The organism is Paenibacillus sp. FSL R5-0810 (genome assembly GCF_038002285.1).
Taxonomy (GTDB): Bacteria; Bacillota; Bacilli; order Paenibacillales; family Paenibacillaceae; genus Paenibacillus_AQ; species Paenibacillus_AQ lactis.
On the sequence record NZ_JBBOCF010000001.1, the window covers coordinates 3,646,159 to 3,661,390 of the forward strand.

At 52.3% G+C, this 15,232-nt stretch carries 13 protein-coding genes; 1 reads left to right on the plus strand and 12 read right to left on the minus strand.

The features are described 5' to 3' along the window. Positions 1–23: 23 nt before the first annotated feature. Positions 24–716 (minus strand): response regulator transcription factor, encoded by a 693-nt coding sequence (locus MKX76_RS16455; RefSeq protein WP_007131586.1) that lies wholly within the window; start codon positions 714–716, stop codon positions 24–26. A gap of 180 nt (positions 717–896) precedes the next feature. After that, positions 897–2,078 (minus strand): acyltransferase, encoded by a 1,182-nt coding sequence (locus MKX76_RS16460; protein WP_341034224.1) that lies wholly within the window; start codon positions 2,076–2,078, stop codon positions 897–899. Positions 2,079–2,614: 536 nt separating this feature from the next. Here MKX76_RS16460 and MKX76_RS16465 point away from each other — a divergent pair. Continuing rightward, positions 2,615–3,364, plus strand: coding sequence for a class I SAM-dependent methyltransferase (locus tag MKX76_RS16465; protein WP_341034225.1), 750 nt, complete (start codon positions 2,615–2,617; stop codon positions 3,362–3,364). A gap of 187 nt (positions 3,365–3,551) precedes the next feature. Here MKX76_RS16465 and MKX76_RS16470 read toward each other — a convergent pair whose 3' ends face one another. The 10 genes from MKX76_RS16470 to MKX76_RS16515 all read right to left on the minus strand — a co-directional run bounded on the left by MKX76_RS16470 (position 3,552) and on the right by MKX76_RS16515 (position 14,574). Continuing rightward, positions 3,552–4,040: a cation:proton antiporter regulatory subunit gene (locus tag MKX76_RS16470; RefSeq protein WP_007131583.1), complete on the minus strand. Its 489-nt coding sequence runs from the start codon at positions 4,038–4,040 to the stop codon at positions 3,552–3,554. An 84-nt stretch (positions 4,041–4,124) separates the two neighbouring features. Further along, entirely contained in the window at positions 4,125–5,342 is a 1,218-nt protein-coding gene (locus tag MKX76_RS16475) for a cation:proton antiporter (protein ID WP_007131582.1), read from the minus strand. Between the two features lie 255 nt (positions 5,343–5,597). Continuing rightward, the gene (locus tag MKX76_RS16480; protein ID WP_007131581.1) at positions 5,598–6,200 is read right to left on the minus strand and encodes a response regulator transcription factor; all 603 of its coding nucleotides are present in this window, start codon (positions 6,198–6,200) and stop codon (positions 5,598–5,600) included. Beyond that, on the minus strand, positions 6,197–7,330 hold the full coding sequence (locus tag MKX76_RS16485; protein WP_341034227.1) for a sensor histidine kinase: 1,134 nt from the start codon (positions 7,328–7,330) through the stop codon (positions 6,197–6,199). The genes MKX76_RS16480 and MKX76_RS16485 overlap by 4 nt, the downstream gene beginning before the upstream one ends. A gap of 124 nt (positions 7,331–7,454) precedes the next feature. Continuing rightward, on the minus strand, positions 7,455–8,531 hold the full coding sequence (locus MKX76_RS16490) for a fatty acid desaturase (protein ID WP_007131579.1): 1,077 nt from the start codon (positions 8,529–8,531) through the stop codon (positions 7,455–7,457). A gap of 180 nt (positions 8,532–8,711) precedes the next feature. Further along, positions 8,712–9,704: a Gfo/Idh/MocA family protein gene (locus MKX76_RS16495; RefSeq protein ID WP_028406907.1), complete on the minus strand. Its 993-nt coding sequence runs from the start codon at positions 9,702–9,704 to the stop codon at positions 8,712–8,714. 21 nt (positions 9,705–9,725) lie between these two features. Next, on the minus strand, positions 9,726–10,184 hold the full coding sequence (locus MKX76_RS16500; RefSeq protein ID WP_007131577.1) for an acyl-CoA thioesterase: 459 nt from the start codon (positions 10,182–10,184) through the stop codon (positions 9,726–9,728). Positions 10,185–10,828: 644 nt separating this feature from the next. Next, complete coding sequence (locus MKX76_RS16505; protein WP_144871036.1) at positions 10,829–11,824, minus strand: ABC transporter permease subunit; 996 nt, start codon at positions 11,822–11,824, stop codon at positions 10,829–10,831. Then, complete coding sequence (locus MKX76_RS16510; RefSeq protein WP_341034229.1) at positions 11,821–13,311, minus strand: sugar ABC transporter ATP-binding protein; 1,491 nt, start codon at positions 13,309–13,311, stop codon at positions 11,821–11,823. The genes MKX76_RS16505 and MKX76_RS16510 overlap by 4 nt, the downstream gene beginning before the upstream one ends. Before the next feature lie 141 nt (positions 13,312–13,452). After that, complete coding sequence (locus MKX76_RS16515) at positions 13,453–14,574, minus strand: sugar ABC transporter substrate-binding protein (protein ID WP_341034230.1); 1,122 nt, start codon at positions 14,572–14,574, stop codon at positions 13,453–13,455. Positions 14,575–15,232 lie beyond the last annotated feature (658 nt).

Sequence of the window (15,232 nt, forward strand, 5' to 3'; positions counted from 1 at the left end):
AAGTCAGTCACCTCTGCTTTAGTTTACTCGATTTTGTACCCGATCCCCCAAACCGTTTTAATATATTGCGGATGCTGCGGGTCCTTCTCGATCTTCTCGCGCAGCTTGCGAATATGTACCATGACGGTATTCTTCGATTCCATGAACGGCTCGTTCCATACTTCCGTATAGATCTTGTCCATGCTGAGCACGAGCCCCCGATTGATCGCCAGCATATGCAGCAAATCAAATTCCCTTGGCGTCAGCTTGACCTCTTCGCCCGCCACCGTGACCCGGTGGGAAGCGGCGTTGATGATCAGCTCGTCGATTTGGATTTCGTTCTCATTCCGGGCGGTGCTGCTGTTCAGCTGTTTATACCTCCGAAGCTGGGATTTGATGCGGGCAATCAGCTCCAGCGGGCTGAAGGGCTTAGTGACATAGTCGTCCGCCCCGATGCTGAGCCCTGCGATTTTATCGATCTCCTGGCTTTTCGCCGACAGCATGATGATCGGAGTGTTGTTCTCCTCCCGGATTTTCATGCATGCCTGAATGCCGTCCATCTTCGGCATCATGACGTCCAGAATAATCAAGTCCACCTTATGCGTCTTCAAAATCTCCAGCGCTTCAATTCCGCTGTTGGCGGTAAGCAGCGTATAGCCTTCATTCTTCACATAGATTTCCATCAGTTTAATAATTTCGACTTCATCGTCGACCATCAGTATGGTTACTCCAGACATGGCCCCTCCTATAAAAATGCTGCAGCCTTATGCCCCGTGTCTTTCAGGACAGTCCCGCACAGGCCCTAAGTTGTTGTTTGTATGCCACCATGCTACCACATGCGCGCTGCCGTCGCACTTCCCCAGGGTTCCGCCTTCCTGCGCAGCACCTGTACCGCTGCCGGTAAGCATCGCGCAGCACTATCTGGATAACGGCACTCCCTGCTGCTCTTGCCGTCTCCGGCTTTTCTCTGTTTTTGGCACATTCCCGAATACGAGCCACGAGGCAGGAAGATATCGGACCGTCAACTCCACGACAAGCCACGAGCAGAACAGTGCAGCCAGGAAGCCGCCCGCATACCAAGCATGGGTCAGGACAGAATTACCCGTGGATAGCGGGAATTGCCGATAAACCAGCAGGAAAAACGGATGAATCAGATAGATCCCGAAGGATACCGCGCCCAGCTGCTCCAGCGCTGGGGTCAAGCCCCCCTTGAAGGTTCGGTACACGATCGACGCCAGCTGAAGCAGCACAATCGCCCCCAAATACGTATGCGCATTCCACATCAGCTCGTACAGCGTCGAATTGTACGCCGTCCCGTATAAACGGTTCGTGTAATAAATGTACACATGCCCAAGCCCGCAAGCCGCCCAGCTCAGCCACAGCAGGATCCATGAAACGGTGCGGACCGGCGTGGCGTTCGAGCGGCTAACTACCAGCCAAGCCTTCAGCTTCGGATAATAAATGCCGACGAAGGCCCCCAGCATGAAGTATGCGATATACGTCAGCGCCCAGCTTCCCTTATTCGGCACCTGCCAGTAATATTTGTTCAGAAACACGAAAGCCCACTGGATCGCCAGGCCGATCGGGATGGCCCACTTCGTAAGCTGCGGCACTTTTTTAAACAGCCACCAAGCAAGCGGAAACAGCACATAGAACTGAATGCTGATGAATACGAAATACAGATGCGTGTAGGCTTTGCCCGTAACCAGCTTGGTGAAGAAGCTTTCAACCGTATCCGCCAGCGATCGGTCCGGGTAGTACAGGAAGTGCAGCAGACCGAAATAGAAGATGGAGAACAGCGTGTACGGGATGATGATATACAGCAGTCTTTTCTTATAAAACCCGCCGATCCGCTGCCTGGTCATCGGCTGGCTGTAGTAGTTGTAGAATAGGACCAGGCTGCTCAAAAAGATAAATGTCGGTGTCCCGTATTTCATGAAGATATTCATGAAATTGTAGAGAAAAAAGTACTGGGATTCCTTCATGGCCGATACCGCATACGACGTCGAGTGGACGGACAGCACGCCGATAATCGCGAATGCGCGCACGAGCTGCAGTTCAGGCAGGCGCTCCCTTTGGGTTGCAATGCTTTTGTTCATAACTATACCTCTCATTTTCATCCGGATTTTTCTCTGTGGCCGATTCGGATTCACACAGTATACATGACAGTTCTTAACGCGAGGCTTCCAAGTTCTTAACAATTACTTAAGATTTTGGGTTCGCACCTCTTATGTATTTCGGCTTGTTCCCAGCAAATTCCTTGGCGTACAATGAATATAACCTTTTTTAAAAATCGGGGTGAATGGAATGTCGATCCCAAACGTTCGAAGTAGACGGCATGGGCAGGAGTAGAACCGGGCTTGGCAGCCAAGGGCTGGTCAAGGGTATCTGCCTAATTAAGGCTAAAACAGCTATGCCGGCCTTGCAAGCATATCTTCGCCTATTTCTTATATAGCCGGATGACCCGACTGGTGGATATGCCCTTATTCACTGCTAAAAAAGAAGTCTTCCGCATGCACCCGCCTGCCGGACGATAACAATCCGGGCACGCCATGACCCGGTATCCGCTCCTCCTAAGGCGAATGTGACCAACAGCAAGCGTCCAATATTCTCCTGACGAAAGGTGGAGCTAACCATGAATTCACAATCTTACGAGCATTTTTATGATGCGATCGGGGCCATCAACGGCTGGGACTTCAGCCAAGTCCGATGCATAAGCGAAGGCGCGGCATGGGATTTCTACGATACGGTGCGGCAAGCGTGCCGGAAAACCGATTGTCTGCTGGATATCGGAACCGGGGGCGGGGAGAATGTCTTGTCTATCGCATCCTCCCTCGCCTTCCTGATCGGGATCGATCTTTCCCGCCCCATGATCGAGGCGGCGAGCCGGAACCAGCGCCGGGCTTCGGTGACGAACGCGCGCTTTATCCCGATGAACGCCGATCGGCTGGAATTCCCGGCAGGGCTGTTCAATCTGGTCTCCTGCAGGCATGCACCATTCTCTGCCGCGGAAGCGGCCAGGGTATTAACCGATGACGGCGTACTCATCACCCAGCAAGTGAGAGAATCCGATAAGTCGAACCTGAAGAAGGCCTTCGGCAGAGGGCAAGCCTTAGACCAGGAAGACGGCGCCTTAAGGGATCGCTATATCGCAGAGTTACGGGAAGCAGGCTTTCGCGATGTACAATATGCCGAGTACGATGCTGCCGAATATTATGAACGCGACGAGGATCTGCTCTTTCTGCTGAAGCATACGCCGATCATTCCGGGCTTCGGGGAGGATGAGCAGGATTACCGCATTTTGCAGCAGTTCATCAATGAGTTCCGCGAAGCGCGCGGCATTCGGACGAACGCCGCCCGGTTTATGATCATTGCCAGGAAGTGAGGTGCGGCTCTGGGCTGCATGTCTACTACGGAAGCGCGGTAGATTTGAATTCGAGCATTACGCCATATTCGCTCCTCGCTTGGTTCTCGCCTCTATTTAATAGACGACTTATAACAAAAAAAGTCTGCCTCAAGGTCCATTGCCCTGGGACAGACTTTTTCATATATAGCAGCACGTATGCTTCTAACTAGCCGTTCACGAGCAGCTCCTTCAGCTGCTTGATCTGCTTCCGCTCGCCGGCCAGAACCAGCGTTGAGCCTGCCGTCAAAATATCGCTCGGCCCCGGATTGATCTTCTGTTCATTCCGCTTCACAATCGCCAGCACGTTGGCGCCGGTTCTCTGGCGAACCTCCAGCTCGGCGATCGTCTTATCGACGCATTTGTAATGCGGCTCGATACGCGCCCACTCGATGATCAGATCCTCAAGCGTAACCTCGATCGTCTCCAGCGCCTTCGGCTTGTAGGTCATGCCGCCGATAATACCGGCAATTTGACGAGCCTCATCGTCCTCCAGCGTGATTTGGGAAATAGTCTCATCGGGGTTATCATCTTCAAAATGGTACATTTCTCTGCGGCCGTCATCGTGGATGACGACAACCAATTTATCCCCTGATCTCGCCTGGATCACAAACTTCTTCCCGATACCCGGCAGGTCCGATTCGCGAATAATACTCATCTGTAAATCCTCCGTTCTGGGTTCATTCAATCTCTTGATTATATAGACTCCTTGTCAGAAAGTAAATCGGCTTGGTTCATCTTCTTAGACATTCTTCTTCTCTTTCTTTACGGGGTCGGTCCATTTGAATATTTTATTCATTCCATGGTACATAAGCTTCGATTCTTTTGCAAACAGCGGACCCAGAATCGCCAGAATCAGGACATACAGCGCGGAGAAAGGCTTAAGTACCGCCGCCAAGCCTCCAGCCAGGCCCAGGTTGGCCACGATAATGGTAAACTCCCCGCGGGCCATAATGGTAAGGCCGATGTTCAGAGACGACTTATGCTGCAATCCGGCCTTTCGTCCGGCAATCATGCCGGCCACGATATTGCTGACGATTGTCAAAATCACCGCTCCAAGCGCCAGCCAGATCGCATCTCCCAGTGTGGTCGGATCAATGCTGAGGCCAAAGCTGAAGAAGAAGATTGCTCCAAAGAAATCACGAAACGGAATCACCAGATGCTCAATGCGTTCACTATGCTCCGTCTCCGATAAGGCAAGCCCGAACAGCAAAGCGCCGATCGCTTCGGCCACATGCAGCGTTTCGGAAAATCCGGCAATAAAGAACATCGCCGAGAACACGACGATAATAAAAATCTCACTCGACGTAATATTAAGCAGCCGATTAAGAATCGGAGGCCCTTTTCTCGCGATAACAAAAAACAGCAGCATGTACGCGATGGATATGAGGACCGAAAGGACCGTCCCGCCAACCGTCGTGGATCCGCCAAGCAGCAGCCCGGACATAATCGATAAGAACACCGCCAGGAAAATATCATCAAACAGGATAATCCCGAGAATCAGCTCGGTTTCCGCATTCCCGGTCCGGCGCAAATCCACCAGCACCTTGGCGACGATCGCACTGGAGGACACCGACAGCATCCCTGCAATAATGAGCGTCTCATAGAAAGACATTTGAACCAGAAAGCCGTAAGCCAGGCCCAGAACAAAGTTCAACAGCACATAGATGGAGCCGCCGACGACGATATTGCGGCCGGATTTGATTAGTTTCTGAACGGAAAACTCGAGACCCAAATAAAATAGCAAAAACAATATCCCCATCTGTCCCAGAAAATGAATGATTTCCTGGCTTTCGATAAACCGGAAGTCCAGAATCCCGAGCTTAGGCGCATGCGGTCCGACCAGCATTCCAAGCACAATCAGAAACGGGATGATGGAAAACCTCAGTTTACCTGCAATGATGGAAGCAATCGCTACCAGCAGCAGCGCGGTTCCGACTTCAAATACGATATGGTCCATAGCTGTAGTTCCTTCCTTCTGCCCAATCATAATAACGGATCGAACATCCATTTCAGCTGCTTTCGGCAGATCGTCATTAGCATCTACATTATTTCCAACTAACGAATCAATATCCAAAATGGTATGGGGAGGCAAACCGAGCAACAGGAATCTGTATGGATCGAGCCTGACCAGACAAGCATCTAGGTTTCATATGCAAAAAAAAGATGCCCCCCCGGCTGTTGGAAGCGCATCGCTTGAATATCGTTATGTTGTTTATTTGAACCAGCCTTTTTCTTTGAACCGCGTAATGGCTTCGATCCGGTTGCTCACGCCGAGCTTATCCAGAATGACCGAAATATAATTTCGGACGGTGCCCGTCGTAATAAACAGCTGGCTTGCAATCTCCTTCGTGTTCTTGCCGTCGGCGATCAGGCCTAGCACTTCCTTCTCGCGCTCGGTGAGCGGGTTCTCCTCACCGCTATAGGCTTCATCCACAAGCTCCGAAGCATAAATCCGCCTTCCGGCCATAATGCTTCGAATCGACGTGGCCAGCTCCCCGCTTGGCGTATCCTTCAGCAAGTAGGCGTTGGCTCCCGCCTTTAATGCCCGTTCGAAATATCCGGGTCTCGCAAAAGTCGTAAGGATCATGATTTTGCAGCCGCTATCCTTGATCGCCTCCGCCGCTTCAAGGCCGTTCATGAGCGGCATTTCGATATCCATAATGCATATATCCGGCTTATGGATCCGGACAAGCTCTACCGCTTCCTTCCCCGTTCCTGCCGTTCCGACCACCTGCATATCCGGTTCAAGATCAAGCAGCGAGGCTAGCGCGCCAAGCAGCAGCCGTTGATCCTCGGCGATGACGATTCGGATCATATCCCCGCCCCCCTTTCCGACATTCTGTGAACGCTCGGGACCCGAATAATGAGCGTTGTCCCTTCGCCCGACACAATCTCCAGGCTTCCATTGACGAATTCCAGACGTTCTCTCATTCCACGAAGCCCGTTGCCGGGATGGACAGCATGCCCCATAATGCCCGTTCCATTATCCTTTACCCTGACGATAAGCTCCGTCTCGGTCTGCTCCATCGAAATGGTGCAGACCGTTGCATTGCTGTGCTTTACAATATTGTTGACCGCCTCTTTCAGGCACATGCTGATGACGTTCTCATTCATTAACGAGATATTGTCCGGCGTTGTAGTTCCTTCAAGTGCCAGTTCAATCTGCGCTGCCTTCAATATCTGCTGAATCCGGAACATCTCATCCGCAATTCGGGTGCCTCTCATCCTGGTCACCATCTCGCGGACCTCCGTTAAGGCGGTTCGGGCAGTCTGCTGCACATCGTCGATTTCGGCCTTTGCCCTTTCCGGATCCTGTACGATCAGCCTGCCCGCCAGATCGCTCTTCAAGCCGATTAACGACAGCTTCTGCCCCAGCGTATCATGCAGATCCCTTGCAATCCGCTGCCGTTCCTCCAGCTTCACCAGCTCCGAAATCCGTTTGTTCGCATCTTCCAGCTGCCCCTGCAGACGGTCGTTCTTGTTGCGGTTATAGTTGGTGACCGGAAGCAGGATGACCCCGACAACGCTGACGAGCACGAACGGCAATTGCGTAATGAAGAGCGGGTTTCTTGTCAGCAGGCCGTAGTTGACAGTAATGAGCGTCGTCAGCAGATGAATGGAATACAGCGTAATGAACCCGACTTTATGTTTAATATTCCCGATAAAAAATGCGAGAAACAGCGAGAAATACACGTAACCGAACAGTAGTGACATCGTAATCGATATGAGAATCTGCAAACTTGTCCAGAAATATACGAGCCAGCCCTTCGACAAGAAGGACAGCACGTAGAATAGAAAGAACATGCCGATCATCAAGATGCCCATAACGATCTGGTAGGTGGAGGTCGACCGGAAGATGAAATAGAACGGCAGAATATAAAAGACGACCCATACATAAGGGCTCAGCCCCGTGCTTCTATGAAAAATCTGATACCATTTTTGCATGAAGTCCCACCTTTTAGTAACCGCCGATTAGGTCAATTTCATCTTCCGTATACCTTTCCCTTGCCTGAGCGGGGCGTCGTGCCCCCGTAACATCCTCTATCCTTATTCTTACCCTGAATCCAAGCTAAGATTTACTTTGCACGACCGTTCTACCCTTGATCGCGCTGACCTCCGGAACGGAAGCCGATCCTTGCGGCTTGCGCAGCAGCGCCTTGGCCTCCTTGAAGGTAACAAACACTTTCCGCTCTTCATCCCATAATCGGAAGCTGATCGATTTGAAGCTCGTTTTTAAAGTGATGGTCGTTGCCTTCTGAAGAGGCGGAGAAGCTTCATGCGCTTTTTCCAGATTGTAATTCGGAACCTTGGGACTTAGATGATGGACGTGGTGAAATCCGATATTACCGGTAATCCATTGCAGAGGGCGCGGCAGCTTGTAATACGAGCTTCCCTCCACCGCCGCATTGACGAAGCTCCATTCTTCATCATGCTCATAATAGGTGTCCTCGAATTGATGCTGAACGTAGAACAGCCAAATGCCCAGCATGCCCGAAAGAAGGAAAATCGGTGCCTGGATCAGAAGGAATGCCTGCCATCCGGTCGCCCAGCACAGCAGAGCGTATAGCACGAGAATCGATCCGTTCGTAATGTACGTGTTCAGCTTCTCCTTGCGCCCGGCTGCCTTTCGGTTGAAGCGGTAAGAGACGAGGAATACCCAGATCGGCCCGAGACCGAACATCACAAGCGGATTCCGGTAAATTCTGTAGGACAGCCTTTGCCACAGCGATGCATTGCGGTATTCTTCCACCGTCAGCACCCACATATCCCCGATTCCCCGTTTATCGAGATTGCTGCTCGTTGCATGATGGATCGAGTGGGTACTCTTCCATTGCTCATACGGGCACAGCGTCAGAATGCCGGTAATCGTGCCGAGAATCCGGTTGGCGCGGCGGCTCTTAAAGAACGATTGATGACAGCAGTCATGAAATATAATAAACGTCCGGACCACAAAGCCGGAAGCGATCAGCGTAATCGGAAGCGTCAGCCAATATGATACCGAAAGGCTCAGGTAAGCTGCATACCAGAGCAGTATCAACGGAATCAGTGTATTCAACAGCTGGCGAATGCTCGCTTTGGTATCAATTACTTCGAAAGGAGTCATGTTTTTTTTCAAGCTGGACAATCTGTTATCGGGCTTAGCCATCGTTGTCTTCCCCCTCGTTTTAAGGCGCAAGGACGTTAGAAATGAATCGGTCACGCACTTGTCTTCTTTAATTATAGACAGTGGGAGGTGTGCACCGTAGTCATAAACGTCATTTCGAGGGGATGACAAATATCATATACCGCTTGGTTTTTGACTCGTTAGGATAAGTTCGAGTCCCGCTCAACTCCGTGTATCCGCCGGGAACACGAGTCCGATCTGCCTTCTGGCCTCCTCCATGATTTCTGCAGTAATCAGAGAATTCGCCAGGGTGTTGACTGCGCTCTCCCTTTCCCCGCATTTTAGGAGATCGATGAATTCCCGCACTTCGTAATACATGGATTCGTGGGTCTGCAATTGGGTCACGTTCTCGATCGTCCCGTCCCGGTAATGAATCTTCACGTCATACGGCTGGTTGATCTTATCGATGATCATCGTCCCGATCTCGCCCTGGATTTCAGCCGGCGCGTAGGAATCACTGATTTTGGAGTGCATAATGACAGCGTCCATCTCAGGGTATGACAGAATCAAGCTTCCTTCCCCGTCCACCCCGGAGGAGAGCATATAGCCCGAAGCCTTCACGGTATCCGGCTTGCCGAACAGGGTAACCATCGGATAAAGACAGTAGATTCCCAGATCCATCAGCGATCCGTTGGAAAACTCGGGATTGAAGGCGTTCAATACAGTCCCCTGCTTAAAAGCATCATATCTCGAAGAATATTGGCAGTAGCTTGCAAAATAGCGCCGGATCGGGCCAAGCTTGTACAGATTGTCCCGCACCGTTTGAAAATTCGGCATCAAAGTGGACTTAAGCGCCTCCATCAGCAGAACGTTATTTCTTTTGGCGGCGTCGATCATGGCTTGAACCTCGCTTGCATTCGAGGCCATCGGCTTCTCGCACAGCACATGCTTGCCGTGATTCATGCACCGGATCGCCTGCTCCGCATGGTATGAATTCGGGCTTGCAATATATACGGCGTCGATTTCCGCTTCTCGCAGCATTTGATCCAGATCGGTGTACACATCGGGGTCTGCATATTTAGCCGCAAACGCCCGTCCCTTCTCCTCCGTGCGTGAATAAACCGCTGCGAGCAGAAACTCCTCCGCCTCCAGGGCTGCTTGAAGAAAACGCTCCGTTATCCAGTTTGTGCCGATGACGGCAAATCGGGTAGTCATCCTTATATCCCTTCCCTTCCTCTAGGTTCTTGTTCCTTCAAAAGCGAGAATCCGTTCCTTGGCCGCATCCGGTATCGGCGTACTCTTGCCGGTAGCCGTATCGATGAGCACGATCGTCCCCCGCCCGGCGGCTTTCAGCTCGCCGCGCACGACTACGGCGTAGTGCACATCCATGGAGGAGCGTCCGATCTCAGCCACCTTGACGCGCAGCTTAAGCGGATCCTTCAAATACAGCTGCGCCAGGTACTGGCATTCCAGATCAGCCACAACCGATACATGCTTCTCGCTGAATAAATCCTCGGTTAAGCCCAAATGCTCGAAGTATTCAATCCGTCCCTGTTCAAAATACATGAAGTAGCTGACATTATTGACATGACCCAGCATGTCCGTCTCGCAATAACGAATTTTGATTGGAATCTCGAAATGGAATGAATCGATCCAGGTTTGCGGATCGGGTTGTACAAAGGTTGGTTTTTTCATGATGAGTCCCCCTTCTATGTAATAAAGAAGTCGCGGGTGCATTTGAACCGGATGTGGGCAAGACCATAATGTATGCCGTTTGAATCGCCGTGCTCCGCGATATTTTGATCTGATGATTCGGGAAGAAAATCCGTTTACAAAGGCGATCTCTGCCTTTTCTACGGATCATTTTACTCCCTTGCCTGCATCTCATTCTATTGTTCATCCGATCTGTCAGCCTTCTACAAGGATAATGAATCCGCGCCGGACCCGTCAACTGCCTTGTGGCTGCGAAAGCCGGAAGGTCCGCCAACCTACCGGCTTTTTCTCCACGTCGGCAAGCCTCTCTCCAGAACAAGCAAAGAGGCAGCACGGGTTATGCCGTACTGCCTCTATCGTTATTTTCCTTGATATATAACTTGTTTGATGTCTGTTGCCTGTTGCCTGTTGCTCTATTGCTTTGTTGCTCTGTTGCTCTGTTGCTCTGGTGCCGTGTTACGCCGGCTGCATTTTGATTATTCTGAGGTTGTAATCGATGTTCTGTGAACTTTCTTTATAGCTCCGGGCTTAAATGGGTTCCTTTTCGAACATCGGAATGTTCGTCTTGATGATCTCCTCACATGCTGCATCGGGCCGCTCAAGGAAAGGGGCTGCCGCCTCGGACGTCACTTTCTCTTTCTGTAATAGGTTAGGGCCAGCGCAAGCGCCAGTACGGAGCCCTTCACGATGTCCATGGCATAGTACGGCACGGACAGCATGATCAGCCCGTTTTGCAAAATTCCGATCAGCACCGCGCCGACGAATGTTCCAAGCGCATTCGGTTTTCCTGCCCCGAAGACGGAATAGCCGATAAATGCGGCTGCCACCGCGTCCATTAAGTACGGGCCGCCTGAATTCACCTCAGCGGTCATGACGCGCGCGCCCAGAATAATGCCGCCGATGGTCGCGAACAGGGCGGATACGAGGTATGCGATCAACCGATATCGGCTCACCGGGATGCCGGATAACGCCGCCGCTTCGCGATTGCCGCCGATCATGTACATATATCGCCCATGCTTCGTATAAGTCAGGAACAGGTGGACGGCCAGGACCACGAGCACCATGATGACGATGATCCATGGCACCTGCCCGATTTTTTCGAATGCCGCCGGTATTTTTCCGGTTGCAAAGTCGCCGCTCGGCATGATCATGTTTTGCGATATCGTTGCTCCCCGGGTATAGGTCATGGCCACTCCCTGGAAGATAAACATCGTAGCAAGGGTCATCAGCATATCGTCGATCTTGAAATTGATGACCAGGAAGGCATTGATTAAGCCAACCGCCAAACAGATCAGCAGCGTAAGGCCGATACCGATGCCGATTTGCTGCCCGTGCCAGACGAACATGGAGATGACCAATGCATTGGCAAGGGTGGCCGTCGAGCCGACGGACAGGTCAAAGCCGCCAACCGATAAAGATACCGTTAATCCGACCGCAATGATCGTTACAATCGAAATCGAGCGGAGGATGTTAATGATATTGCTGGTGCTTAGGAAGCTGTCGGCAACCGTGCCGAACACGAGAATGAGCACCGCGACCGTGATCAGCGTGCCGTATTTGTATAGAAAATCAAACGCGAAACTCGCCGCCGGCTTCTCCTTCAAAGGTTTTGCTGTATTCATGTCAACCCGCCTCCTGTGCAATAAAGCAAAATTTCCTCTTCCGTGGATGCCCGCGTATCCAGCTCTTTCGTAATCGCGCCGTCATACATGATGTACACCCGATCGGTAATGCCGACGATTTCCGACAGCTCGCTCGAGGCATATAGTACGGATTTGCCGCGCTTCGCCAGCTCCGCTACCAGCTGAAAGATGTCCCGCTTCGCGCCTACGTCAACGCCCTTCGTCGGCTCGTCAAATATATACACATCCGCATCCGCCAGCAGCCACTTGCCGATCGCCACCTTCTGCTGGTTGCCGCCGGACAGATTTTTCACCCTTGCCTTTTCATTCGGTGTCTTAATGCCAAGCTGGTCTATCATGTCCCTGGCGGCCTGTTTCTCTTTGCCGAAGCTGAGCCACGAGCCCCATTTGGTAAAGCGCGACAGTACAGAAGCCGTTAAATTGACGGATACCGGCTCTTCCACGAACACGCCTTCCCGGCGCCGTTCCTCGGGAACAAGCGCAATACCCTGACGCACGGCGTCGTGCGGAGAAGAGATGCGCAGCCGCTTGCCGTTCAGGGACATCTCACCCGTGGATGTGCTCGAAGCGCCAAACACCGCTCGGCACAGCTCGGTTTTTCCGGCGCCGACGAGGCCTGCCAGGCCTACGATCTCCCCTTTGCGGATATGGAAATCGACATGCTGGACTTTCCCCGGGTCTTGGAGGCTGCGTGCCTCGAACGCTACCTGGCCGATCTCCCGTTCGATATGCGGAAACTGCTGCTCCATTTTGGCGCCAAGCATGTGCTCCACCACCTTCGGCTGAGCGATGTCCGCAATCCGCTGGCTTACGACATGCCGGCCGTCCCGCATGATGGTGATATCATCACAAATTTCATACAGCTCCGGAAGCCGGTGCGATATGAAAATGATGGCTACCCCGTCTTCCTTCAATTTGCGGACCAGCTTGAACAGCTGCTCGGTTTCGCTGTGGCTGAGCGGCGCCGTCGGCTCGTCCAGCACCAGAATCCGGCACTGCTTGGACACGGCTCTGGCGATCAGCACCATTTGCTTCTCCGCCAAGGTCAGCTCCGACACGAGCTTACGGCTCGGAACGCGGATGTTCATGCGTGCCAGCACAGCCTCTGCCTCTTGATGCAGCCCGTTCCAGCGAATAACCTGCCGGCCTCCCATATCATGGACCATCCGGTCGAGCATGATGTTCTCGCCGACCGACAGGTTCGGAATGAGCGCCGTATCCACCTCTTGATAGACGATCTGGATGCCCAGATCCTTCGCTTCCTTCGGGGACCTGATATTCACCTGGCGGCCATCCAGCCATATCTCCCCCTCATAATGGCTGTACGCGCCGGATAGAACCTTCATAAGCGTCGATTTACCGGCGCCGTTCGCACCGATCAGCGCATGCGCCGCTCCGGCGACCGCCTGAAAATCAACAGCGTCAAGCGCCTTAACGCCCGGAAATGAAATCGATATTCGCTTCATTTGAAGTAAAGGCGCCGCCCCAGGCTCCGTAGCCGGGCGTGTTCTAGTTGCCTCCAAACCGCTTCGCACATGTCCTCTTCCCTTCAAATAGGATAGAGCGCCCTTATCGAATGACCGATAAGAGCGCCTGTATGCCGTAGCTTATTTTCCGTTTGCTTCTTTAAGGGCCTTCATCCAATCTTCCTCGAACTCGGTGCTGATGCCCCAGTTAGGAATAATATTGGCCAGGTTCACCATATTGACCGCCTCGGAAGCTCCCTCCAGGCTGGAACGTTCAATCAGCACAGGCTCGAGGTTGTGGGTTTCCGGCGTTTCCTCGCCGGCAATCTTCTTGGCCAGCAGTCTGACGTTAACGGCTCCGATCATTTTCGGATCCACCGCCGCCGTCGCTATCCATGGGCTGTTCTCTTTCTGGATCAGCTCCAGGTCCGCGTTCGAAACGTCAATGCCGTAAATTTTGATCTCCGTTCGTCCCGCTTCCTCAAGCGCTCTCGCCGCGCCGATCGCAAATGCATCCCAGGTCGCGAAGATCGCGTCGATCTCGCCCTTCGGATATTTCGTCAGGATGGCGGATACGGCATTCTGCGTGTCGAGCGAGGTTTGGTTGCTTGCAACACCGAAGCGCTCCACCTCTTTGATGCCCGGATTGTTCTTCAACGTTTCTTGGTAAACCGCATTTCGGCGTACCATCGGCGGAAAACCGTCGACCCATAGGTACACAATGTTAGCGTCCGGCCCCTGCTCTTCCACCAGCTTGTCCAGCGCCAGCTTCGCCAGCTGCTCGTCGTCCTGCGAGGTCTGGGTCACGCCTTCAATTTCGCTAAGTTCCGGAAGGGAGTCAAAGGTAACGACCGGAATGCCCTTCGCGGTAATTTTCTTCACGTCTTCAACGGTTGCCGGATCGTCGCCGTGCGAAATGATGAAGCCGTCGTAATCGCTATCAATCGCCTGAGCGATCGCATCATGAAACTTCGCGGAGTCTCCGTTGGCGGAGAAGGTATCCACTTTGAATCCCAGCGCCTCCCCCTCCTGCTTCGCACCTGCCAAAAATTGCGCCGTGTGGTCATCGCCGCCGATTTTGCGGACGACCATCAGCTTGACCGGATCCTTCTCGGCGATGCCTGCCGGCAGATTCTCCACCTTGTCCGAAAGCTTGCCGGCATTGCTGCCTCCGCCGCTGCCCGATTCGGCACAGCCTGTCAAGACGATGACGAATGCGAGCACGAGCGCTGTAAAACTGCGTACATGTTTACTTCCCCTCATGTTCTCTCTCCCCCTGTTTCCCCTAAAAAAGACTTTAACACAAGTAATCCTATAGGATTTAACAAGGAGCGTCAACACTTATTTTTTCGCGTTAAAGCTTTACAAGGGATAGGTGGTAAAAGGATGGCGTGAGAAAGGTGGTAGTCTAGTAAAATGGAGGGACAGAAATGGTGGGACAGTAAGAGGTAGGAGAGGATAGTGAGATGGTGCGACAGTGGGATGTGCGACAGTAAAAGCACCAAGATGATGCATTAGAATGATATAACAGTAAAGTGATGGAACAGCAAAATGGTGGGACAGCAAAAAAAAAGGAGGGCAATGGAGGTAGCAGTAAAAAAGAGACCTCAAGGGAGGCAGCAGTAACAAAGGTACGGCTTACGCTGGCCTAGCTTTGGCGACTTCGCCCGCAGCAGTGTACCTCATTCTCCGCTACAGGTACTTAAAAGGGACTTGTTCCGCCAATCTACCTCCATTCTCCCGCCACAGGTACCTAAAAGGGGCTTGTTCCGTCTATTTACCACCGTTCTCCCACCACAGGTACCTAAAAGGGACTTGTTCCGTCTATTTACCACCGTTCTCTCACCACAGGTACTTAAAAGGGACTTGTTCCGCCTACTTACCGCCTTTCTCCCGCTACAGGTACTTAAAAGGGACTTGT

Bases quoted from the DNA above. Each gene is read 5' to 3' on its own strand.
- MKX76_RS16455 (WP_007131586.1), bottom strand. From the start codon at position 716: ATGTCTGGAGTAACCATACTGATGGTCGACGATGAAGTCGAAATTATT.
- MKX76_RS16460 (WP_341034224.1), bottom strand. From the start codon at position 2,078: ATGAACAAAAGCATTGCAACCCAAAGGGAGCGCCTGCCTGAACTGCAG.
- MKX76_RS16465 (WP_341034225.1), top strand. From the start codon at position 2,615: ATGAATTCACAATCTTACGAGCATTTTTATGATGCGATCGGGGCCATC.
- MKX76_RS16470 (WP_007131583.1), bottom strand. From the start codon at position 4,040: ATGAGTATTATTCGCGAATCGGACCTGCCGGGTATCGGGAAGAAGTTT.
- MKX76_RS16475 (WP_007131582.1), bottom strand. From the start codon at position 5,342: ATGGACCATATCGTATTTGAAGTCGGAACCGCGCTGCTGCTGGTAGCG.
- MKX76_RS16480 (WP_007131581.1), bottom strand. From the start codon at position 6,200: ATGATCCGAATCGTCATCGCCGAGGATCAACGGCTGCTGCTTGGCGCG.
- MKX76_RS16485 (WP_341034227.1), bottom strand. From the start codon at position 7,330: ATGCAAAAATGGTATCAGATTTTTCATAGAAGCACGGGGCTGAGCCCT.
- MKX76_RS16490 (WP_007131579.1), bottom strand. From the start codon at position 8,531: ATGGCTAAGCCCGATAACAGATTGTCCAGCTTGAAAAAAAACATGACT.
- MKX76_RS16495 (WP_028406907.1), bottom strand. From the start codon at position 9,704: ATGACTACCCGATTTGCCGTCATCGGCACAAACTGGATAACGGAGCGT.
- MKX76_RS16500 (WP_007131577.1), bottom strand. From the start codon at position 10,184: ATGAAAAAACCAACCTTTGTACAACCCGATCCGCAAACCTGGATCGAT.
- MKX76_RS16505 (WP_144871036.1), bottom strand. From the start codon at position 11,824: ATGAATACAGCAAAACCTTTGAAGGAGAAGCCGGCGGCGAGTTTCGCG.
- MKX76_RS16510 (WP_341034229.1), bottom strand. From the start codon at position 13,311: ATGAAGCGAATATCGATTTCATTTCCGGGCGTTAAGGCGCTTGACGCT.
- MKX76_RS16515 (WP_341034230.1), bottom strand. From the start codon at position 14,574: ATGAGGGGAAGTAAACATGTACGCAGTTTTACAGCGCTCGTGCTCGCA.